General features: G+C 71.3%; 15 protein-coding genes. 9 read left to right on the forward strand and 6 right to left on the reverse strand.

Going from position 1 to position 21,210, the window contains the following annotated elements:
* Positions 1-37 precede the first annotated feature (37 nt).
* Genes OHT74_RS03605 through OHT74_RS03620 form a run of 4 tightly spaced genes read left to right on the forward strand, consistent with a single transcriptional unit; the run spans position 38 to position 5,400 of the window.
* Positions 38-865, forward strand: coding sequence for an FAD binding domain-containing protein (locus OHT74_RS03605; protein WP_328619286.1), 828 nt, complete (start codon positions 38-40; stop codon positions 863-865).
* Positions 862-3,579 (forward strand): molybdopterin-dependent oxidoreductase, encoded by a 2,718-nt coding sequence (locus OHT74_RS03610; protein ID WP_328619287.1) that lies wholly within the window; start codon positions 862-864, stop codon positions 3,577-3,579. The genes OHT74_RS03605 and OHT74_RS03610 overlap by 4 nt, the downstream gene beginning before the upstream one ends.
* A gap of 4 nt (positions 3,580-3,583) precedes the next feature.
* On the forward strand, positions 3,584-4,555 hold the full coding sequence (locus OHT74_RS03615) for an antibiotic biosynthesis monooxygenase (RefSeq protein ID WP_266660554.1): 972 nt from the start codon (positions 3,584-3,586) through the stop codon (positions 4,553-4,555).
* A 35-nt stretch (positions 4,556-4,590) separates the two neighbouring features.
* Complete coding sequence (locus tag OHT74_RS03620) at positions 4,591-5,400, forward strand: class I SAM-dependent methyltransferase (protein WP_328619288.1); 810 nt, start codon at positions 4,591-4,593, stop codon at positions 5,398-5,400.
* Here the strand turns inward: OHT74_RS03620 and OHT74_RS03625 are convergent.
* A complete protein-coding gene (locus OHT74_RS03625; RefSeq protein ID WP_266660556.1) occupies positions 5,393-6,121 on the reverse strand; it encodes an LmeA family phospholipid-binding protein in 729 nt (242 codons plus the stop codon). The two genes, OHT74_RS03620 and OHT74_RS03625, sit on opposite strands and share 8 nt — an antisense overlap.
* Before the next feature lie 11 nt (positions 6,122-6,132).
* Positions 6,133-8,448, reverse strand: a complete 2,316-nt coding sequence (locus tag OHT74_RS03630) for an MMPL family transporter (RefSeq protein WP_328619289.1) — start codon at positions 8,446-8,448, stop codon at positions 6,133-6,135.
* Positions 8,449-8,546: 98 nt separating this feature from the next.
* Here OHT74_RS03630 and OHT74_RS03635 point away from each other — a divergent pair, with 98 nt between their 5' ends.
* Complete coding sequence (locus OHT74_RS03635) at positions 8,547-9,224, forward strand: TetR/AcrR family transcriptional regulator (RefSeq protein ID WP_328619290.1); 678 nt, start codon at positions 8,547-8,549, stop codon at positions 9,222-9,224.
* 64 nt (positions 9,225-9,288) lie between these two features.
* Here the strand turns inward: OHT74_RS03635 and OHT74_RS03640 are convergent, their stop codons facing one another.
* The 4 genes from OHT74_RS03640 to OHT74_RS03655 form a co-directional block, all read right to left on the reverse strand.
* Complete coding sequence (locus tag OHT74_RS03640; RefSeq protein WP_443047265.1) at positions 9,289-10,170, reverse strand: geranyl diphosphate 2-C-methyltransferase; 882 nt, start codon at positions 10,168-10,170, stop codon at positions 9,289-9,291.
* Between the two features lie 14 nt (positions 10,171-10,184).
* The gene (locus tag OHT74_RS03645) at positions 10,185-11,432 is read right to left on the reverse strand and encodes a family 2 encapsulin nanocompartment cargo protein terpene cyclase (RefSeq protein WP_328619291.1); all 1,248 of its coding nucleotides are present in this window, start codon (positions 11,430-11,432) and stop codon (positions 10,185-10,187) included.
* Between the two features lie 137 nt (positions 11,433-11,569).
* Complete coding sequence (locus OHT74_RS03650; protein WP_328619292.1) at positions 11,570-12,979, reverse strand: family 2B encapsulin nanocompartment shell protein; 1,410 nt, start codon at positions 12,977-12,979, stop codon at positions 11,570-11,572.
* Positions 12,980-13,234: 255 nt separating this feature from the next.
* Positions 13,235-14,284, reverse strand: coding sequence for a PP2C family protein-serine/threonine phosphatase (locus tag OHT74_RS03655; protein ID WP_266660562.1), 1,050 nt, complete (start codon positions 14,282-14,284; stop codon positions 13,235-13,237).
* Between the two features lie 251 nt (positions 14,285-14,535).
* On the opposite strand from OHT74_RS03655, the gene OHT74_RS03660 reads away from it, so the two are divergent.
* The 4 genes from OHT74_RS03660 (at position 14,536) to OHT74_RS03675 (ending at position 21,207) form a co-directional block, all read left to right on the forward strand.
* A complete protein-coding gene (locus OHT74_RS03660) occupies positions 14,536-15,513 on the forward strand; it encodes a cyclase family protein (protein ID WP_328619293.1) in 978 nt (325 codons plus the stop codon).
* A gap of 117 nt (positions 15,514-15,630) precedes the next feature.
* Entirely contained in the window at positions 15,631-18,375 is a 2,745-nt protein-coding gene (locus OHT74_RS03665) for a SpoIIE family protein phosphatase (protein WP_328619294.1), read from the forward strand.
* A 169-nt stretch (positions 18,376-18,544) separates the two neighbouring features.
* A complete protein-coding gene (locus OHT74_RS03670; protein WP_328619295.1) occupies positions 18,545-20,131 on the forward strand; it encodes a sugar ABC transporter ATP-binding protein in 1,587 nt (528 codons plus the stop codon).
* A complete protein-coding gene (locus OHT74_RS03675; RefSeq protein WP_328619296.1) occupies positions 20,128-21,207 on the forward strand; it encodes an ABC transporter permease in 1,080 nt (359 codons plus the stop codon). The genes OHT74_RS03670 and OHT74_RS03675 overlap by 4 nt, the downstream gene beginning before the upstream one ends.
* Positions 21,208-21,210 lie beyond the last annotated feature (3 nt).

Here is a 21,210-nt window from a genome sequence, read left to right on the forward strand (position 1 = left end):
GATATCCTTTGAAGAGCCCCGAGGGAGATCAGTTCCCATGGATCTGAACACCGTCACCGAAGTCGTCCGGCGGCCGTCCGACCGTCCGGGTGTGGACTGGCGCGAAGGCGACGCCTGGCTCGCCGGCGGCACCTGGCTGTTCTCGGCGGAGCAGCCGGACCTGCACCGCCTCATCGACCTGACGGCATTGCGCTGGGATCCGCTCGTCCCGCACGACAAGGGCCTCGAGATCGGTGCGACGTGCACCATCCGCGACCTGTATGCCTTTACGCCGCCCGCCGATTGGATCGCCGGCGGCCTTTTCGCGACGAGCTGCGAGGCGTTCCTCTCCTCCTTCAAGGTCTGGAACTCGGCGACCGTCGGCGGCAACATCTGTATGTCCCTGCCTGCCGGCCCCATGATCACGCTGACGGTCGCCCTCGAGGCGACGTACGAGCTGTGGGCCCCCGACGGGTCCACGCGCATCGTCGATGCCCTTGATTTCGTGACCGGCGACCATCAGAACATCCTCGCGCCCGGGGAAATCCTGCGGCGCATCGACATCCCCGTGCACGCCCTGCGCAAACGCACCACGCACCGCCGCTTCACGCTCACCCAGCTCGGCCGTTCGACGGTGTTCCTCATCGGCACGCAGACGCCGGGAACGGACGGCCTGCTGCTCACCGTCACGGCCGGCACCACACGCCCGGTGCGCATGGCGTTCGACAGCATGCCCGATGCCGCAACCCTGCAGCAGAGCATCGACGTCATCCCCGCCGACGTCTGGTTCGCAGACCCCAACGGAACCCCCGACCACCGTCGCCACCTGACGAAGCACTTCGCCGAAGAGGTGCGTCGCGAACTCATGACCGGGGGCCCGGCATGACCTACACCGTCAACGGCAAGAGCTTCGACGAGGAACCGGAACCCGGGCAGTGCCTGCGTACGTTCCTGCGCTCCCTCGGCCACTACGGCGTCAAGAAGGGCTGCGACGCCGGCGATTGCGGCGCTTGCACCGTCTGGTTGGACGGCAGCCCGGTCCACAGCTGCATCACCCCCGCGTTCCGCGCGGACGGTTGTGCGGTGACCACGATCGAGGGGCTCGGATCGCCGGGCCATCTGCATCCGATGCAGCGCCGGTTCCGCGACGCCCCTGGGTTCCAGTGCGGTTTCTGCACCGCAGGGATGATCATGACCTCGGCAACGTTCACCGAGGCCCAGAAGGCGGACCTGCCGCGGGCGCTGAAGGGCAACCTCTGCCGCTGCACCGGCTATCGGGGGATCGAGGACGCGGTGAAGGGCGTCGTCGGCGTGGAGAGCGCCGCGCCGGGGAAGGCCGTCGGGACGAGCGTTGGCGCGCCGGCCGCCGACGACGTGGTGACCGGCCGCGCCGAGTTCACGATGGACACCCACATCGAAGGCATGCTGCACCTCAAGGTGCTGCACTCGCCGCACGCGCACGCCCGGATCGTCTCGATCGACAAGGCCGACGCACTCGCCGTTCCCGGCGTGCAGCGCGTCTACACCTGGGAGGACGTGCCGCGCAGGCGGTTCACCACGGCGATCCACACCGACCACCTGGTCGATCCGGACGACACCTTCATCCTCGACGACACGGTCCGTTTCGTCGGCCAGCGCGTCGTTGCGGTCCTGGCCGACACGGCCGCGGCGGCGGAGGAGGGCTGCCGCAGGGTTCACGTCGACTACGAGGTGCTGCCGGCGGTGTTCGACCCCGAGGAGGCCATGGCCGAGGGCGCGCCACAGCTGCACGGCACGGACGATCCGTTCGCCCGCGATCCCGCCCGCAACATCCTGCTCGAAATCCACTCCCACATCGGCGACGTCGACGCCGGCTTCGCCGAGGCCGACGTGATCCACGAGGGCACGTACTTCTCGCCGCGCGTGCAGCACGCGCACCTCGAGACCCACGGCTCGATCGCGTGGATGGAGAACGGCCGCCTGAACGTCCGCACCAGTTCGCAGTCGCCGTCGATCGCGAAGGTCAAACTCGCCTATCTGTTCGCGCTGCGCCCCGACCAGCTCCGCGTGTTCTGCAAGCGTGTCGGCGGCGGCTTCGGCGGCAAGCAGGAAGTGATCTCGGAGGATCTGGCCGCGCTCGCCACCCTGGACACCGGGCGGCCGGTCTGCTTCGAGTACACCCGCGAGGAGGAGTTCACCACGGCGTCGCCGCGGCATCCGATGAAGCTGACGGTCAAGCTCGGTGCGAAGGCGGACGGCAGGCTCACGGCGTTCCAGGTCCGCAATGTGTCGAACACGGGCGCCTACGGCAACCACGGCGGTGAAACGCTGTACGCGGGCGGCGCCGCCGTCATGATCTACCGCTGCCCGAACAAGAAGTACGACGCGTACTCGGTCTACACGAACACCGTGCCGAGCGGGGCCCTGCGCGGGTACGGGATGACACAGCCGGCGTTCGCCGTGGAATCGGCGATGCACGAACTGGCGCGCGCGCTGCACATGGATCCGCTCGAACTGCGACGGCGCAACATCGTGCGGCCGGGTGAACCGCTCGTCGCCCTGCACGACGGCCCGGACGACGTGATCTTCACCGAGGACGGACTCTCGAAGTGCATCGACCTGGTGGACCGGGCCATGGCCCGGACAGCCGATCAGCCGTCGCCCGGCCCAGGGTGGCTCGTCGGGGCCGGCGTCGCGAGTTCCCTGCACGAGACCGCGCCCCCGACCGAGCACGTCTCGGAGGCCTGGGTCACACTCGGCGACGACCTCATCTACGAACTGGCTGTCGGAACCGTCGAATTCGGCGAGGGTACCTCGACGGCCCACGTCCAGATCGCGGCCAACCAGCTGGGCACGACGCCTTCGCGGATCCGTCTGGTGCAGTCCGACACCGACCGCACGGGATTCGACACCGGCGCCTTCGCGAGCGCCGGCCTTTTCGTATCGGGCAATGCGGTACTTCGAGCATCCAACGCGGTGCGCGACCGCATCCTGGAATTCGCGGCCGCCCATACGGGCGTCCACCTCGTGATGTGCTCGATGGCCGACGACGGCGTCCTCTGCGGGGACCAGCGCGTGTCGTTGGCCGAGCTCGTCGCCCTGGCCCGGGCGCGCGGGATCCGGTTCACCGCTGCCCGCAAGGCCTACGGCTCGCCCCGGAGCGTCGTCTCCAATGCGCAGGGCTTCCGCATCGCCGTCCACCGGGTGACGGGCGAGATCCGCATCCTGTACAGCGTCCAGGCGACCGACGCCGCCGTCGTGATCAACCCGGCGCAGGTCCGCGGGCAGGTGGAGGGTGGCGTCGCCCAGGGAATCGGCTTCGCGCTCACGGAGAATTTCCTCGTCGACACGAACGGTGTCATGGTCAACCCGAACCTCCGCAACTACCGCATCCCCACCTACGCCGATATCCCCCGCACCGACGTGCTCCTGGTGAACTCCTCGGATTCCGTGGGGCCCATGCGGTCGAAGGGCATGGCGGAATGCTGTATCAACCCGGTGGCCCCCGCGTTGGCGAATGCGCTCCACGACGCCACCGGCGTCCGGTTCCGCGCGCTGCCCCTGACTCCTGAACGCATCTACAGCCGGCTGGGCGAGAGCCGGTCGGTACAGACGGCCTGAGACCATGAACGCCGAGAGACACCACGAATCCACGGCGACCGCGATCATCGGCCAGAAGGTCCTGCCCGGACGGGATCGGGAGTACGAGACGTGGCAGGAGGAGGTCAACGCCGCGGCCGCCGACTACCCCGGAGCCCTCGGCTCCGAGGTCTCCCCGCCGACGCCGCTGCAGCCCGACTGGGTCACCGTGTACCGCTTCGACTCGATAGCCCATCTGCAGACGTGGATCAACAGCGCCACCAGGCAGCGGCTCCTCGATGCCGGCAGCGAGTTCTTCGACGGTCCGGCGACCCAGCAGGTGCTCAGCGGTGGAACCCGGCCCGCAGATCCGCTGGTGACCGTGGTGGTCAGCCACCGCGTCCACCCGGATTCCGTCGACGACTTCCTCGCATGGCAGCGGCACATCAGCCAGGAGGAGAGCAAATTCGAAGGATTCCGCGGAACCGAGCTCTTCCGGCCGGTCGAGGGAGTCCAGGACGAATGGACCACGCTGTACCGGTTCGACAACGCCGAGCACCTCGACGCCTGGCTGACGTCGGCCGAGCGGCAGGATGTCCTCGCCGAGGGCGAGAAGTTCAGCGACTACAAGATGCGCACCATCGACAACTCGTTCGGCAGCTGGTTCGCCTTCGACGAGAACGGCAAGGAAGCACCGCCGCCGTCGGTCACGAAAACCGCCATCGCGATCTGGGTCGGCCTGTACCCGACGGTCGTACTGCTGGCGCTCGCCCTGTCGCCGCTGAAGCTGCCGCTCTGGATCGGGCTGCTCCTGGGAAACCTCCTCTCGAGCTTGATCATGAGCTTCTTCACGATGCCGTTCTACGTGAACCCGCTGCTCAAGCGGTGGCTGCGCCCCGACCCGCACCAACCGGCGCTGAAGACCAACCTCATCGGCCTCGGGATCGTCGCGGTGGCGAACCTGTTCTGGGTCTTCGTCTTCTACGTCGTGACGACGAAGATCTGGACACTGCCCTGACCGACCCCCTGCCGCGCAGAGGTGGTGACCGACGCATGAGCACAGGTGACAGGAACGGCCGCTACGGCGAGGCCGTGTTCCGGCCCGAGCAGGCAGGCGAGGACGGTCGGATCGACCTCGGGGCACTCACGTACGACGACATGACGATGGACCGCCTGCGGGCCCTGGGGGCCGGGCCGGGCTGGAACTGCCTCGAGGTGGGCACCGGCACGATCGCCCGGCGGCTGATCGAGGAGGCCGGGGTCCGACACGTACTCGCGGTCGACCGCGACGTGCGTTTCCTCAGCACCCGGCCCCTGCCGGGGCTCGACCTCCTGGAGGCGGACATCAGCGGGCCGGAGTTCGACCCCGGCCGCCGTTTCCAGCTCGTCCACGCCCGGTTCGTCCTGATGCACCTGCCGTCGTGGCGGCGCCTGATCACCGGGCTCGGCGGCCTGCTGGCCGAGGGCGGGGTACTGGTCCTCAGCGACGCCGTCGACTTGACGACCCGTACCGCACCGCCGACCCCGTACACCCGGGTCATGCAGGCCATGTGGCAAGGGCTGCGGGACACCATCGGCACCGACATCTCGTGGGTCCCGGACTACCCACGGCACTTGCGCGATGCGGGACTTGTGTCCGTCGCGGCCGAGATACGGGTGCCGCCCCTGGTCCCGCACAGCCCCATCAGCCGTTTCTGGGCCGGGACATGGGACCGGGCCAGGGAGGCGATCGTGGCCACCGGACTGGTCGACGACACCACGGTCGACGAGGCTGTCCGGTATCTCGACTCGCCGGACTGCGCCGCGTTGTCCCCCGGAATGATCACCGCCTGGGGTCGCAGGCCGGCCGGCCTCGTCAGGTGAGGTCCGTGCGTCGTGCTCGGGCGTGCACGGTCACCCCGCCGGGGCCCACCGATACGGCGGTGGGCTCCAGGCCCATCGGGAGGGGCGGGATCTCCCGGCTGCGCTCCGACAGCGCCCTGCCGATGGCGGGGGTGGCCGGGTCGAGCGGACGGCCGGCCAGGGAGGCGCTGTCCGCGCTCAGGGTGACGGCGCCTGCGTCGAGGCGGAGCGCGGCCGTGATGACCAGCGGCATGCCCACGACGGCGGCCTCGATCCGGATCCGGCCGTTGCCGGCATCCGAGAGCCGGACGCTGCGGTCGCCGCGGGAGCCGAGCGAGTCGAAGGGGGCCGTGAACGCGGCGTCCAACGACTGCGCCGCGTAGCCACCGGCGTGCCCGGACACCTCGTGGAGGTCGACCGCGGCCTTCACCGGGATGCCGTCGCTCGTACGGGCGTCTCCCTTGACGCGCACCTCGGGGTGGCTGCCCCGGGCGGCGTCGAGCAGGAAGGGGTAGCCCTCGATGGTGACCTCCGGCGACGTGAGGCCGCCGCCCTGGCGTGCGGCGATCCGGTCGGCGAACCTCTCCTCGCCCACCTGGCGGGCGACGGCGTCGACCGTGAGCAGCAGGGCGCCTGCCAGCACGACCACGGCGACGGCGCGCCGGACCCGTCGCCGTGGCGGAGCCGTACGTACGGTCCGGCTCTTCGGAGGTGTCGGGGTGTGCGGGGCTTTCAGGGGCATGGGTGGGAACCTCAGGGGGTGGGAAGCCGGTCGGGACCGGGCGCGGCGGTGGATGCGGCGGGCGCAGCCGGAGCGGTGGCGGCGGCCAGGGACCGGCCGCGTGCAGGGGGTGTCGGGGTGCCCTCGATGTCCGTCCGGGGCAGGATGCGGTCGAGCCGGGCGGGCAGCCACCAGTTGCGCTCGCCGAGCAGCACCATGCTGGTCGGGACGAGCAGTCCGCGGACGACGGTGGCGTCCAGGGCCACGGCCGTGGCCAGCCCGATGCCGAACATCTTCACCACGGGGTCCTCGGAGAGCAGGTAGCTCAGGAACACGCAGACCATGATCATGGCCGCAGAGGTGATGATCCTGGCTGTCCCGGCGAGTCCGTCGACGACCGCGCGCGTGTTGTCCCGGTGTCGGAGGTAGGACTCGCGTACGGCGCTCAGGAGGAACACCTCGTAGTCCATGGAGAGCCCGAACAGCACCGCGAACATCAGCAGCGGGACGTATCCCGGTATCGGCACCGGGCCGTCGAGGCCGAGCAGGCCCGCCCCCCAGCCCCACTGGAACACGGCGGTCAGTACGCCGTACGAGGCCGCCACCGAGATCAGGTTCATCACGGCCGCCTTGGCCGCGACCACCGGTGCACGGAAGGCCAGCAGGAGCAGCAGGCCGGCGACGAGCACGACGGTGGCGATGATCGCCGGCATCCGGGCGGCGAGCCGCGCGTTCAGGTCGGCCTGCGCGGCCGTCGGCCCGCCGACGTGGGTGGTGGCCCCGGTGCCGGCGGTGGCCTCGGGCAGGGCGTTGTCCCGCAGCCGGTCCACGAGCGCGACGGTGGTGGGATCGCCGGGGCCGGTGGTGGGGGTGACCTGCCAGAGGACGGTACGACCGTCCGGGCCGAGCCGGGCCGGGCTCACGGCGGCCACACCGGGGGTCTGCCCGAGGGTCTCGGTGACCGCCGAGACGCGGTGGTCGGACGGTCCGTCGGCCGCCGTGGGCAAGGTCTCGGTCACCTGGAGGGGGCCGTTCACGCCCGGTCCGAAAGCCTCGGCCAGCTGCTCGTACGCGGTACGGCTCGACGTGCCGGCCGCCTTGTCCCCCGCGTCGAGCTGGCCGAACGTCAACCCGGCGGCCGGCGCGGCCAGTACGCCCACCAGGACCAGGCTCGCGAGCAGGTAGCGCCAGGGGCGGCCGGCCACGTGCGCGGCGAACCGCTGCCAGCGCACGCCCGCGGGGTCGGCCGCACGGACGGCCTCAGCCGCGTCGCCCGCATCGGCTACGTCGGCGGTGTCGGCGGTGTCGGCAGGGTTCGCCGGCGCCGGCCGGTGGCCCGCCTTCCGGTCCAGCCGGTGGGCGAGCAGCGCGAGGAGGGCCGGCAGCAGGGTCAGGGCCGCGAGGACCGCCACGAGTACGGCGATCGCCGGTGCGAGCGCCAGCGCGTACAGCAGCGGCAGCCCGCCGAGCGCCAGACCTGCCAGCGCGGCCGCCACCGCACACCCGGCGAAGGCGGCGGCCTTGCCTGCACTCGCCGTGGTGTACCCCACGGCGTCGACCACGCCGTGCCCCTCCGCCAGGAGGTCACGGAAGCGCGTCAGACAGAAGAGGGTGTAGTCGATGCCCACGCCGAGGCCGATCATCGCCGCGATCGTGGCACCCGCCGACGGCATGTCGAGGACGTGCCCGACCAGCCCGATCACCGAGAGCGAGATGACCAGCCCCACGACCCCCACCAGCAGGGGAAGGCCGGCGGCGAGGACCCTGCGCAGCCCGAGGAACAGGATGACCGCGGCCGCCGCGAGACCGATCAGCTCGCTGTGGGCGGTGGACCCCTTGTCGGCGGCGGCCGCGAGGTCGCCGCCGGCCGTGACCTCGATTCCGGCCTGCCGGGCGGGCCCGGTGGCCGACAGCACGGCCTCGCTGATCTCCGGGGTGATGTCACGCCCGCTCACGTCCAGCCCGACCGAGAGGTAGGCGGTGTGGCCGTCCGGGCTCATGGCCGCCAGGCCCGAAGGCCCGTACGGCGCGGCGACGCTCACCACGTGGTCCACCCGGGCCACGTCCCCGGCCGCCGCCTCGACCGCCTGCTGCGCGGCGGCGGAGGTGAGCACCGGCCCGTCCGGGGCCGTGTGCAGGACGAGCGGCTGATTGCCGGAGACGGGCCCGTGGAAGGAGTCGGCCGCGTCGCGGGCCGCCTGGCTGTCGCTGCCGGGGATGGCCACCGCCTCGCTGGTGACCCGGCCGTGGAGCATCACGACGGCGGCGACGGCGATCGTCACGGCCGCCCAGACGGCGAGGATCCGTCTCGGTCTCAGGGCACACCAGCGGCCCAGGGCAAGAAACATCGTGCTGCGCTTCCCTCCACGAATGAAGTTGCACTCCGAGTGCACATTCACCGTTGCACTCGGAGTGCAATAATGTCAATCGGAGAGAGGAGCCCCAGGTGGGACGGCATCCCGAACAGGACACCCCGCAGCGGCCGGAGCAGGGCAGCCCGCAGGCCGTCGGCGCCACGGACGGCCGGACCGAGCGCGGCCGGCAGACCCGCGAGAAGATCGCCGACGCGCTGCTCGCGCTCCTCGACGAGGGCATGACGGACTTCCCCGCCGACCGGGTGGCCCAGTACGCGGGGGTCTCACGGCGGTCGGTGTTCCACCATTTCGACGACATGGCCCAGCTCGTGGACACCGCCATCACCCGGCGGCTGGAACAACTGGCCGAGCAGATCAGGCCGTTGCCCACCGAGGGTCCGCGCGCCGCGCGAGTGGCGGCCCTGGTCGAACAGCGGGCCCGGATCCTCGAATGGATCACCCCGGCACGCCTGGCGATGATCCGCATGGACCACCCCTCGGAGCGCATCCGTCAGGTGACCGAGGAGACCTTCGCCGACGCCCGCCGACGCATGGAAGCCGTGCTGGCGGAGGAACTCGACCGAGTGTCGGGCCGGCGGCGTACGGACCTGGTCAACGGGCTCGACGCGGTGACCACGTGGGGCGCCTGGCACCACTGGCGTTCCACCGGGCTCGGCCCCGACGAGGCGCGGCACGCCATGCAGGCCACCGTACTGAGCCTGCTCGCCTCGACCGACCCGCTCGCGGGGGCGCCGCAGCGGTCTGCGTGACGTACGCAAAAAAGGCCGGGCCCGTGGGTCACGGGCCCGGCCGCCCTTGCGGGCTTCCTTCGGATCAGACGCGGTCGGCTGCGATCAGGACGTACTGGAACGAGCCGTCCTTGTAGGAGTTGATGAACGCCTCTTCAATACCTGTGACCAGGGAGGACGTGGCCCGCAGCTCCCAGTAGGGCAGGGTCGCGGGCGTCAGGTCGATGACGGCCTGCGGTACGAGACGGTTGTCGGCCATGGCCCGCATGTACTCCCGGCGGGAGTGGATGTTGCATTCGAAGTGCGCGTTGATCTGGGAGACCCACTTCGAGGGCTGGCCGTACCGGGGGTTCCAGCAGCCGGTGATGGTCACGTAGCGGCCCCCGACGGCGAGCACGCGGGCGTGTTCGGCGAACAGGTCGTGCAGGTCTACGTACATGCTCGACTCGTTGTTCCACGAGCCCGCGGCCTGCCCCGTCTCGAACGGCATGTCCAGCATGTTGCAGACGCGGGCTCGGACCGAGTCCTCGATGCCGAGTTCGCGGGCGCGCTCGTTCGCGAACTCGGCCTGCTTGGCGGACAGCGTGACGCCCTCGACCTTGCATCCGAACCGCTGATGGGCCATGACCGACGAGCCTCCGCGGCCGCAGCCGGCGTCCACGAGCATGTCGCCGTGGCCGATGGCGCCCAGGTGGTCCAGGAGGACGTCGGTCTGCGCCGACTCCAGGCGGTGGAGCTCGGCGATCAGCTTCTTCTCGTATGCGCTGTCCTCGGTGTCCCCGAGGGCTGCGTGGTCGACGTCACCGATGCCGTAGTGGTGGTGGTAGAGGCCGTCGACGTCGCCGAGACGCAGGTTCACCGGCCGGGCCTCGTGGTCCCAGTAACGGGCGATGTCACCCTGGTAGGGCGTCGCCGGGGCAGGGATGAACGCGGCGGCGGGGGGCATGGTGAGCTCGGTGTTGGTCACAGATAAATCCATCCTTACCAGAAGTCGGGCAGGCTGTAGCGGTAGGTATTGGTCTGGTGCCAGTAGTGGTTGCCGTCGACCCACGCGGCCACGCCCCGAAGGAAGCGCAGCACGCTCGGGACGGGGCAGGCGGCGGCCAGGTCGGCGGCCGCGGCCTCGAACGCGTGCATGAGGTCGTTGTGGACCTCGACCGCCTTCAGATAGGCGTCGCGGACGGAGCAGCCCTCGCGTTCGGCGATCACCACGGGCAGGTTGAGGTGCCGGCCGGGGCTGGCGAGTTCCTTGGTGTAGGAGTACAGGTCGTTGACGATGGTGGTCGCGTTCCCGGCGAGCGCGATGACCCGTTGCATGGCGGGCTGGGCATGCAGGTCCGCCGGCAGTTCGTAGCCGCCGACGGTGTCGGTGATGGTGGGGCAGGGGCGGAAGTTGTTGAACTGGCGCATCGACAGGTACTCCCACACCTCCGGGACGTAGTCCGTCTCGGCCCAGGCGGCTTCGGCGAGATACCCCAGGTGCAGACGGGCCATGTCGTGCCGGAACCGGTCGGCCTGGGAGGCGGTGGCCTCCTGGGCGAAGTACTCCATGGCCGAGCGGTAGGCGCGCCGCGGCGCGTCCGAGTGGAGCGACTGCACCCACTCCGGCTGGTACTCCGTCGTGGTGTGGAGGGGGTCGAGGGCGGTGTGCGCCAGCAGCAGGCGTCCGCCGAGGCCGACGGGCGAGCCCCCGTGGTCCTCGCAGTAGCAGTCGTCGACGACGTTCTCGGCGACCATCAGCCGTGTGGCGAGCATCAGGTGGTCGACGGTGGGGGCGTCCGGATGACAGGCGACCATGTAGCGGCCCACGGAGAAGCCGTCGAACTGGTCCTCCCACTCCGGGGGGTACAGCTCGACCTCGTCCACCGCCCACGCCTTGATCCTGTGGCTGAGCTCCTCGACCCGTGCGGGGTCGGGTTCCGGCACCGGGTGGAAGTAGAGACCCGGGATCGGACGGCCCGCCACCGGGGGCTCCGCCTCCGGCGCAGGCGGCTCCTCGCGCCGGGCCAGGGACAGCCCTGTCGCGCCCAGACCGCTGGGGCCGCGCAGGATCCGCTCCAGGGCGGGGCTCGCCGTGGTGACGGGGGCCGAGGGCTGGGCGGGCGGGGCGAACAGGGCAGGCCGGACGCAGCCGACGGCTTCGATGCCGTGGCCGTGACCGTGGGCCCCGAAGCGGGCCGCGGCTGCAGGGAGACTCGACTGCAGAGGGGAAGGCCCGGGATCGGGCATCCTTGGCTCCTTGGTGAGGTGGTTGGGCTGTCCCGGATCCCGGGCATGCCCGGCCGGCCCGGGAGGGCCCGGGCCGTGGCCGGCGTGGCTGTAGCGGCCGCCGCGGAGCGGTTGTCGTGGCCGTGGGGCAGGTCCGCTCAGTCGTGCCTGCGGGCGATCTGTACGTTCTCCAGCACGCCGAGCGCGTCGGGCACCAGGACGGCGGCGGAGTAGTAGGTGGAGACCAGGTAGGAAATGATCGACCTCTCGTCGATGCCCATGAAGCGCACCGACAGGCCCGGCTCGTACTCCTCCGGCAGACCGGTCTGGCGCAGGCCGATGACGCCCTGGTTGTCCTCGCCGGTTCGCATCACCAGGATCGAGCTGGTGTTCTCCTTGCTGATCGGGATCTTGTTGCAGGGCAGGATCGGGACCCCGCGCCAGGCCGGGACCTGCTGTCCGCCGAGGTCGACGTGGTCCGGGTAGAGCCCGCGGGCGTTGAACTCGCGCCCGATCGCCGCGATGGCCTTGGGGTGGGCCAGGAAGAGCTTGGAGCCGCGGCGGCGGCAGAGCAGCTCGTCGAGGTCGTCCGGGGTGGGAGGGCCGGAGTGGGTCTGGATCCGCTGCTTGAAGTCGGCGTTGTGGAGCAGGCCGAACTCCCGGTTGTTGACCAGCTCGTGCTCCTGGCGCTCGCGCAGCGCCTCGATGGTGAGCCTGAGCTGCTCCTCCGTCTGGTTCATCGGCTCGTTGTAGAGGTCGGCGACCCTCGTGTGGACCCGCAGTACCGTCTGGGCGATGGAGAGTTCGTACTCGCGCGGGTGCGGCTCGTAGTCGACGAAGGTGCCGGGCAGCGCGGGTTCGCCGGTGTGGCCGGCGGACATCGCGATCTCGGCTTCGCCGTGCTTGTTCTGCCGCTGGTGCGGAAGCGCGCCGAACCGCTCGACGTGGGCATGGAGGTGCGGCGCCGAGGACATGACGGCGGCGAAGTCCGAGCGGGACAGCGTGAGCAGGGTGCCGGGCGTGGCGGCGGTGGCGGTGTAGTCCCAGCCCCCGGCACCGTCCAGCAGGGCGTTCTCGCCGAACCGGTCGCCGTCGGCGAGGACGGCGACGGCGACCTCGTCGCCGTACTTGCCGACGGAGGTCTGGTCGACCCGGCCGTGGGCGATCAGGTGGATCTCGTTCGCGGGGGTGCCGCGCTCGACCAGCACCTCACCGGCGCGGAAGTCACGCTGGACGCACCGGCCGGCGAGGGCGGTCAGCACGTCCATGTCGTCGAAGCCGCGCAGCATGGCGAGTTCGCCGAGCTCACGCGGGATCACCCGGACCTGGGCACCGTCCTGGACGAAGTCGATGCGCCCGTCGCCGACGGTGTAGGTCAGCCGCCGGTTCACCCGGTACGTGCCGCCCTTGGTCTCCACCCAGGGGAGCATCTTCAGCAGCCAGCGGGAGGTGATCTCCTGCATCTGCGGGGCGGACTTGGTCGTGGTGGCAAGGTTGCGGGCGGCCGCCGTGCCCAGGCTGGTCTGCGGAGGCTCGAGCTGCGCCTCCGGGCTGGTGTCCACGGTCATCGGGCAGGTTCTCCTTGCGTAAGGGCGGTGATGGCATGCGGGCACACGTCACCGGTGAAAGAAGAAAAAGGGGGCGGAAATCCGGGCATTCCAGCCGGTTCCGGGAGCACACTAACCGTCGAAGCAGCAGATCAGTTCAAGAAGCCACTGCTATTACCTCGATGCGGTGATCTTGCGGCGGGGCGTTTACGGCCCGCTTCGGCGTGGTTCGAGCCCGGTCGAACATCTGCCCTCCGGGCCCGGCCTGACGGATCGTCACCGATCGACGAGGAACATCGCCGCGTCGTCCGCCAGGCGATCCCGGGTGTGGCGGAGCAGTCTCCGGTGCAGTTGGTCCAGGAACTCCTGCGGACCGCTGTCCGGCATCGCGTCCACCGCCTCCATCGCCTCGGGCAGGGCGAAGAAGTCGTTGCCGCTGTTGCGGGCTTCGATGACGCCGTCGGTGTACAGGAGCAGACGGTCTCCGGGCGCGAAGGAATAGCGGTCAGCCCGGCCGGGGGGACCGGTGATGAACTCCACCAGTCCGAGCGGCGGCAGCGGGCAGGCGGGCATCAGGGCGCCGGCCGTTCCGTCACGCAGGAGCAGCGGAGGCGGATGACCGCGGTTGACGACCTCGACGACGGGCCCGTCCGGCACCTGGGCCACCAGCGCGGTGACGAAACCCTCCCCGAGTAGTTCCGCGTCGATCACGCCGGGCACGGCGGCATCGCGCAGCAGTGCCGCCTCGCAGCGGTTGATGACCCCCACCAGTTCGTCCTCGTAGTGCACGGCCTCGCGGAACGCGCCGAGCACGGCCGCGGCCGCACGTACGGCCGGCAGCCCCTTGCCCCGGACGTCACCGACGATCACGCGGACCCCGTACTTCGTCTGCACGGCCTCGTACAGATCGCCTCCGATCTGCGCTCCCGTCTCGGCCGCGAGGTACATGCCGGCCACGCGTACGGGGCCCAGCCGGGCCGGGACGGGCCGCAGCACCGCCTCCTGCGCCGCCACGGCGATCCGGCGGACCTGGTCGAGTTCGTCCTCCCGCCGCCTGCGGACGGTGCTGCTCGTCGCGACGCTCGCCACCGACACCAGGAACAGGGCCAGGAAGTTCGTGTAGACCTGCTGAGTGCCCCACGCCCCGTTGTAGGTCGCCGTGGTCACGCTCACGGCCACGGCCAGGGCCACCGCCGCAAGGGTGCCCTTGGGCCCCATCGCCACCGCGGCCAGCGCCGGCGTCGCGACCAGCAGGGGGCCGGTGTACAGCACGTGAGCGGGCGTGAATTCGATGATCAGCACCGAGAGCGCGATCACGAAGGGCACACACTCCGCGAGTACGAAAAGAACCTGGTGACGGCCGCCCTCTCCCGGTCGAGGAGGTGAGGGGAAGGGCATCCGCATGGAACCAGCGTGCCCCGTCGAAGCTGCTTGCCGCCACCTGTCCCCCGCGCGGGGCCTCTCAGGCGTAGGGACCGGGACCGCCGGGCATGTGATGCGGTGCGGGCGTCGGGGCGCTCGTCCCCCGGTCCCGCCCCAGGGCGAGGCCCCTGCGAGCCTTGGAGCGCTGAGTTCGGATGAGCAGCAGCCCCGCGAACGACCCGACGCCGCGGACACCCCCGCCGAACCCTGCCGGAAGGGAGCCCGCGGTCTCCCGTCAGGAGTTCGACGCGATCTTCGCCGCGGTCCGCACGTGGGGCCGCTGGGCCCCGGCCGACCGCGGCGCCTGGAACCGCGTCACGCCGGACCACGTACGGCGGGCCGCCGCCCTGATCCGCTCCGGTACGGCGGTCCCGCTGGGTCTGCCCTGGGACACCCGGACCGGACCGGACAACGGCAAGCCGGCCTTGCACTACATGTCCGACCTCGGTGACGTGGAGCCCGGGGAACCCGCCACGTACAAGGACTTCATCGGCGTCGACTACCACGGCAAGGCCGTGAGCCACCTGGACGCCCTGTCGCACGTCGCATACGAGGGGCGGCTCTACGACGGGCGGCCGGCAGGCGAGGCCGTCGGCGCCGCAGGTGCGCGCTTCGGCTCGGTGGCGGCGCTCGGCCCCCTCGTCACCAAGGGGGTACTCCTCGATCTGCCGGCCGTGCTCGGCCTCGACTGGCTGGAGCCCGGGCATGCGGTCCACGCGCGGGACGTCGCCGCCGCGGAGCGGGCACTGGGAGTGACGATCGACGACGGCTGCGCGGTGCTGCTGCGCTCCGGCCGCTTCCGGCGCCGCCGGGAGACCGGCCCCTGGGACTCGGACGCCGCGAGCGCGGGCTTCCACGTGGACGCCGTGCCCCTGCTGGCCGAGCGCGCCGTCGCCCTGCTCGGCGGCGACGGGGACAGCGACCTGCGCCCCTCGCCGGTCGAGGGCGTCCACTCCCCCGTCCATGCCCTCGCCGTGGCGGCCATGGGGGTGCCGCTGCTGGACAACCTGGACCTCGAGGCACTCTCCGCCGCCTGCGCCGAGGCGGGGCGGTACGAGTTCATGATCGTCGTGGCCCCGCTGAACGTGCCGGGCGGGACGGGCTCGCCCGTCGATCCGGTCGGGATCCTCTGATTCGAATGATCCGAATGATCCGAATAAACCGGGAGGAATATACTCGAAAGACGCTTACTCGGGGCAAGTGCTCCGGTACGACCGAGGCCGAGGGCCCGGTAAGGAGAAGTGATGCGTATGGGGGTCACGGGAGACGAGATCGGCCCCGCACGCTCCCGTGAGCGGTTCCTGCTGGGCGAGCCGGTCGCGAGCGGGGTACGCAGCCCGATCCTGAACTCCTGGCTGCGCTGCCAGTCCCTGGGACTGTCACCGGACCAGACCGAACTCCCCTACAGGGACGATTTCGATCCGGACAGCCGGCTGGTCCGTGCGGCCACACCCGTGCTCGACCAACTGGCATCCCGTTTCACGGGCAGCCAGATGAACGTCTCCCTCGCCGACGGGAACGGAACGGTGCTGCAGCGCCGCTTCGGGGAGCCCACCCTCGCCCATGACCTCCCGCCCATCCAGAGCGTCCCCGGCTTCGTCTTCGCCGAGCGCTTCGCGGGGACCAACGGCATCGGTCTCGCGCTCGCCGAGCGGCGGCTCGTCCAGGTCTACGGGGCCGAGCACTTCGCCGAGCGCTCCCAGTCGAACGCCTGCTCCGCCACCCCGATCCGCGACCAGCTGAGCGGACACGTCGTCGGCGTCCTGTGCTTCGGGTACCCGCACGGCTACGAGGACCCGGCACTGCCCGCGCTGGTCCGCCGGGCGGCCGAGACCATCGAGCGGCGGCTGATGGAGCAGCACTCGGAGCGCGAGCGCGCCCTGCTGCGGACGTACCTCGACGCCAGCCACCTCACCCGGACCGGCTCGGCCGCCGGGAACGGACATCTGATCGGACTGGACGAGCTCGGCGACAGCGGGCTGGACCGGAGCGATCAGATGATCCTCAAGGAGAAGGCCACCGAGCTCATCTCCTCGACCCAGCGGGCCGCCGTGGAGGTGGCCCTGCCCCACGGGCGGGGTGTCACGCTCATGAGCAGCCCACTCGTGAGCCGCTCGGGGGTGCAGGGCGTCGTCGTCGAGGCCGTGCTCAGCGGCGATGCGGCGCCGGTGCACCACCTCTCCCTCCTGCCCCGCACCGCACCGCCCTCCGGTCCGCCGCCCGGCCCTCTCGCCCCTCCCGCCGCTCCGGCCGCCGCAGGCCACACCCGCGGCAAGGTCAGAGGACTGGTGCTGGTCGGCGAGCCGGAAGTGGGGAAGTACGCCGTCGCGGCACGCCGCCGCCTGGAGCTGCTGGCCGAGGCCAGCACCCGTATCGGCACCACGCTGGACGTGACCCGCACCGCCTGGGAGCTCGCCGAGATGGCGGTTCCGCGCCTGGCCGACTACGTCACCATCGACGTGCCCGAGGCCGTGCTGCGCGGCGAGGAGTCCGCCGATCCCCGGGCCGAGCTGCACCGCACGGTGGTCCACGGCATTCGCGAGGACTGCCCGTTCTACCCGGTCGGGCAGCGGGTGGAGCTGCGCGCCGGCACTCCCCACATGCGGTGTCTGGACAGCGGGCAGGCGGTACTGGAGGCCGATCTGAGGCTTGCCGTCGGCTGGATCGACCAGGAGCCCGAGCACGCTCGGCAGATCTTCGCCCACAACGTGCACTCCCTGGTCTCCGTCCCCCTGCTGGCCCGCGGCGTCCTGCTGGGGGTCGCCAGCTTCTACCGCTCGGAGGACCCCGCCCCCTTCGGGGACGACGACAGCTGGCTGGCCCAGGAGCTCGCCGCCCGCGCCGCGCTCTGCATCGACAACGCCCGCCGCTACACCCACGAACACACCCTGGCCCTGGCCCTGCAGCAGAGCCTGCTCCCGCACGGCGTTCCCGACCAGGGCGCCGTCGAGGTCGCGCACCGCTACCTGCCCGCCGAATCCGGGGTGGGCGGCGACTGGTTCGACGTCATCCCGCTCTCCGGCACCCGGGTCGCCATGCTCGTCGGAGACGTCGTGGGCCACGGCCTGCACGCCGCCGCCACCATGGGCCGGCTGCGTACCGCCGCCCGCAACTTCGCCGAACTGGAACTCGCCCCGGACGAGCTCCTCACCCACCTGGACAACCTCCTGGTGCGGCTGGACCGGGAGGAGGGCGGCGAGAACGACTCCGGCAGTACCGGCATCGTCGGCGCCACCTGCCTCTACGCCGTCTACGACCCCACGACGCGGCAGTGCACCATGGCCCGCGCCGGCCACCCCCCGCCCGCCCTGGTCCACCCCGGCGGCGTCGTGACGTTCCCCGACCTTCCGGCCGGACCGCCGCTGGGCCTGGGCGGTCTGCCCTTCGAAACGGCCGAGATCCAGCTCCCCGAGGGGAGCACGCTGGTCCTCTACACCGACGGGCTCGTCGAGGACCGCCATCGCGACATCGATGTCGCCCTCGAGCAGCTGAGCCGTGTCCTGTCCCACCCGGACCGCACCCCGGAGGACACCTGCCAGGCGGTCATCGACGCGATGGCGCCCGACCACCCCGCGGACGACATCGCGCTGCTCGTCGCCCGCACCCGGACCGTGCCCGCCGACCGGATCGCCACGTGGGAGGTGCCCGCGGACCCGGCCCTCGTCTCCGGCATCCGTGCCGCCGCCACCCGCCAGCTGGCCGACTGGGGGCTGGAGGAGCTCGCGTTCGCCGCCGAGCTGATGCTCAGCGAGCTGGTCACCAACGCGGTCCGCTACGGCACCGAGCCCATCCACGTACGGCTGGTCCGCGACCGCAACCTGATCTGCGAGGTCGCCGACGGCAGCAGCACCGCCCCGCACCTGCGGCGGGCGGCCACGACGGAGGAGGGCGGACGCGGCCTGTTCCTCGTCGCACAGCTCGCCCACGCCTGGGGCACCCGCTACACCACCCACGGCAAGGTCATCTGGGCCGAATGCGCCCTGGACGCGGCCTGACCGTCACCCCTCGATCCTCTCGGCACTCGACCATCGGAGGCACAGACAGCGGCATATCGCCCATATGGCGATAGTCACCAGTAGCATCACCGATGTCCCTCAGCGATGTCCGTCAGCGATGTCCTCATCGCTTCAGGAAGCACCTCCCCAGGCGGCCCCGGAGAAGTCCGTGCATGACACTCCCGTCACCTCGACGAGCCCGCCCTCGCGCTCCGGCGGAGCGCCCCTCGTCCGCATACGCGGTCTCGGCAAACGGTTCGGCGGCACCGTCGCCCTCGACGGCGTCGGCCTCGACGTCCACGGCGGCAGCGTCCTCGCCCTCCTCGGCCCCAACGGTGCCGGGAAGTCCACCCTCATCAAGGTGCTCGCCGGGGTCCACCGCGCCGACGCGGGCGAGGTGACCGTCGCCGGGCACCCGCTCGGCTCCGACGCGGCACGCCGCACCATGTCCTTCATCCACCAGGACCTCGGTCTGGTCGAGTGGATGACCGTCGCCGAGAACATCGCCCTCGGGACCGGATACCCCCGCCGCCGCGGCCTGATCTCCTGGCGCGAGACCCGGAGGAACTGCGCCGAGGCACTGCGGATCGTCGGCGGACACCTGGACGCCGACGCCCGCATCGCCGATCTGGCCCCCGCCGAACGCTCACTGGTCGCGATCGCCCGCGCCCTGGCCAGACAGGCGGAGCTGTTCGTCCTGGACGAGCCGACCGCCACCCTCCCCGCCGCGGACTGCGCCCGCCTCTTCGACGTACTGCACGCCCTGCGCGACCGGGGGCACGGCATCCTCTACGTCAGCCACCGCCTCGACGAGGTGTACGAGGTCGCCGACACCTTCGCCGTCCTGCGCGACGGACGGCTCGTCAGCCACGGCCCCCTCGCCCCGTACAGCCCCGCCCGTCTGGTACGCGACATCGTGGGCCCCGAACCGGCCGGCGGCCCGCCCCCCGCAGCCGCCCCCGGGTTCCGTTCCGCCCCTGCTTCCCGCTCCGTGCCCGTCCGCCCGCCCGTACTGCGCCTCGACGGCGTGACGACAGAACGCACCGCCCCGGTCAGCCTGGAGCTGCGCGAAGGCGAGATCCTCGCCATGGTCGGGCTGACCGGGGCCGGCCACATGCACCTGGGCCGCGCCCTCGCCGGCGCACTGCCGCTCCTCGGCGGCCGGGCACTGCTCGACGGCCGTCCGTACCACCCGCGCACGGTCACCGCCGCCCTCGGTTCCGGCGTCGGTTTCGTGGCCGCCAACCGGCAGGAGGAGGGCTGCGCCGCGGAACTGACGGTACGGGAGAACTTCCTGGCCAATCCCCGCGCAGCCGGGGTGCCGGCCTGGCGCTGGGTCGCCCCGCGGCGCGAGCGCGCCGAGGCCGCCGCCCTGATCGAGCGGTTCCACGTACGCCCTCGCGACAGCGAGGTGCCGATCGCCACCCTGTCCGGCGGCAACCAGCAGAAGGTCATGGTCGGCCGCCCGCTCCGCGGGAAGCTGCGTCTGCTGATCCTCGAGGAGCCGACGGCCGGCGTGGACGTCGGCGCCAAGGCCGCGATCCACCGGCTCCTCGACGAGGCGCTGGCCGCCGGCCTGGCGGTCCTGCTCATCTCCACCGATTTCGAGGAGGTCGCCGACGTGTGCCACCGCGCGCTCGTGTTCGGGCGCGGGAGCGTGGTGGCCGAGCTGGCGGGTGAGACGCTGAGCGTCACCGAACTCACCCGCACCGCCTCGGCCCTGCCCGCGATCACCGGAAGCGCGGGGAGCCGGTGAGCCCCGCACCCTCCTCGGCCTCGCGCCGATCCCTGCCGGGTCGTCTGCACGGGCACTTCATCGGCACGTACGGCCTCCTGGCCCTCACCGTCCTGCTCTTCCTGCTCTTCTCTCTCGTCCTCCCCGACACGTTCCCCACACGGGACAACGTCTCCTCGATCCTCTCCAACCAGTCGATTCCGGCCGTCATGGCGCTCGGCGCGACGATCCCCATCGCGAGCGGCAAGTTCGACCTGTCCATCGGTTACGCCCTGGGCCTGGCGCACGTCCTGGTGCTGTACCTCATCGTCGACGCGGGCTGGCCCTGGCCGCTCGCCTGCCTCACGGTGGTCCTCGGGGGGACCCTGGCCGGCGCCGTGAACGGTGTCGTCGTCGAGTTCGCCCGTATCGACTCCTTCATCGCCACGCTCGGCACCGGCAGCATGATGTACGCCGTCACCGGCTGGATCACCGAGGGGAGCCGGATCGTCCCCGGCCCCGACGGCCTTCCGGCGGCCTTCACCGGCCTCTACGACTCCCGGTTCCTCGGCCTGCCGCTACCCGCCTTCTACGTACTCGGCCTCGTCGCCGTCCTCTGGCTGATGCTGGAGCGGCTGCCGTTCGGCCGGTACCTGTACGTCATCGGCTCCAATCCCCGCGCCGCCGAGATCATCGGCATCCCCACGCACCGGTACTGCGTCTACGCCTTCGCCGGATCGGGCACGGTCGTCGGCTTCGCCGGTGTGCTGCTCGCCGCGCAGCAGCAGATCGGCAACCCCAGTGTCGGCCTGGACTACCTGCTGCCCGCGTTCGTCGGCGTCCTGCTCGGCTCCACCACGATCAAGCCGGGTCGGGCCAACGCCCTGGGCACGCTGGTGGCCGTCACCGTACTCGCCGTCGGCCTCGCCGGGATCGGCCAGCTCGGCGCCGATTTCTGGGCCACCCCGCTGTTCAACGGCGGCACTCTGCTCATCGCGGTCGGGCTGGCCGGCTACGCGGCCCGCCGGCGGCTGCGCGCCGGCGCCAAGGCCACCGGCGCGCCACCCGCGAAACAGCCGGCCGCGGCGGCGGGCGACGACGGCGGGGACGCCCCCTGAACC

Source organism: Streptomyces sp. NBC_00354, from assembly GCF_036106915.1.
Classification (GTDB): domain Bacteria; phylum Actinomycetota; class Actinomycetes; order Streptomycetales; family Streptomycetaceae; genus Streptomyces.

Bases quoted from the DNA above. Each gene is read 5' to 3' on its own strand.
- OHT74_RS03605 (WP_328619286.1), top strand. From the start codon at position 38: ATGGATCTGAACACCGTCACCGAAGTCGTCCGGCGGCCGTCCGACCGT.
- OHT74_RS03610 (WP_328619287.1), top strand. From the start codon at position 862: ATGACCTACACCGTCAACGGCAAGAGCTTCGACGAGGAACCGGAACCC.
- OHT74_RS03615 (WP_266660554.1), top strand. From the start codon at position 3,584: ATGAACGCCGAGAGACACCACGAATCCACGGCGACCGCGATCATCGGC.
- OHT74_RS03620 (WP_328619288.1), top strand. From the start codon at position 4,591: ATGAGCACAGGTGACAGGAACGGCCGCTACGGCGAGGCCGTGTTCCGG.
- OHT74_RS03625 (WP_266660556.1), bottom strand. From the start codon at position 6,121: ATGCCCCTGAAAGCCCCGCACACCCCGACACCTCCGAAGAGCCGGACC.
- OHT74_RS03630 (WP_328619289.1), bottom strand. From the start codon at position 8,448: ATGTTTCTTGCCCTGGGCCGCTGGTGTGCCCTGAGACCGAGACGGATC.
- OHT74_RS03645 (WP_328619291.1), bottom strand. From the start codon at position 11,432: ATGCCCGATCCCGGGCCTTCCCCTCTGCAGTCGAGTCTCCCTGCAGCC.
- OHT74_RS03650 (WP_328619292.1), bottom strand. From the start codon at position 12,979: ATGACCGTGGACACCAGCCCGGAGGCGCAGCTCGAGCCTCCGCAGACC.
- OHT74_RS03660 (WP_328619293.1), top strand. From the start codon at position 14,536: ATGAGCAGCAGCCCCGCGAACGACCCGACGCCGCGGACACCCCCGCCG.
- OHT74_RS03665 (WP_328619294.1), top strand. From the start codon at position 15,631: ATGGGGGTCACGGGAGACGAGATCGGCCCCGCACGCTCCCGTGAGCGG.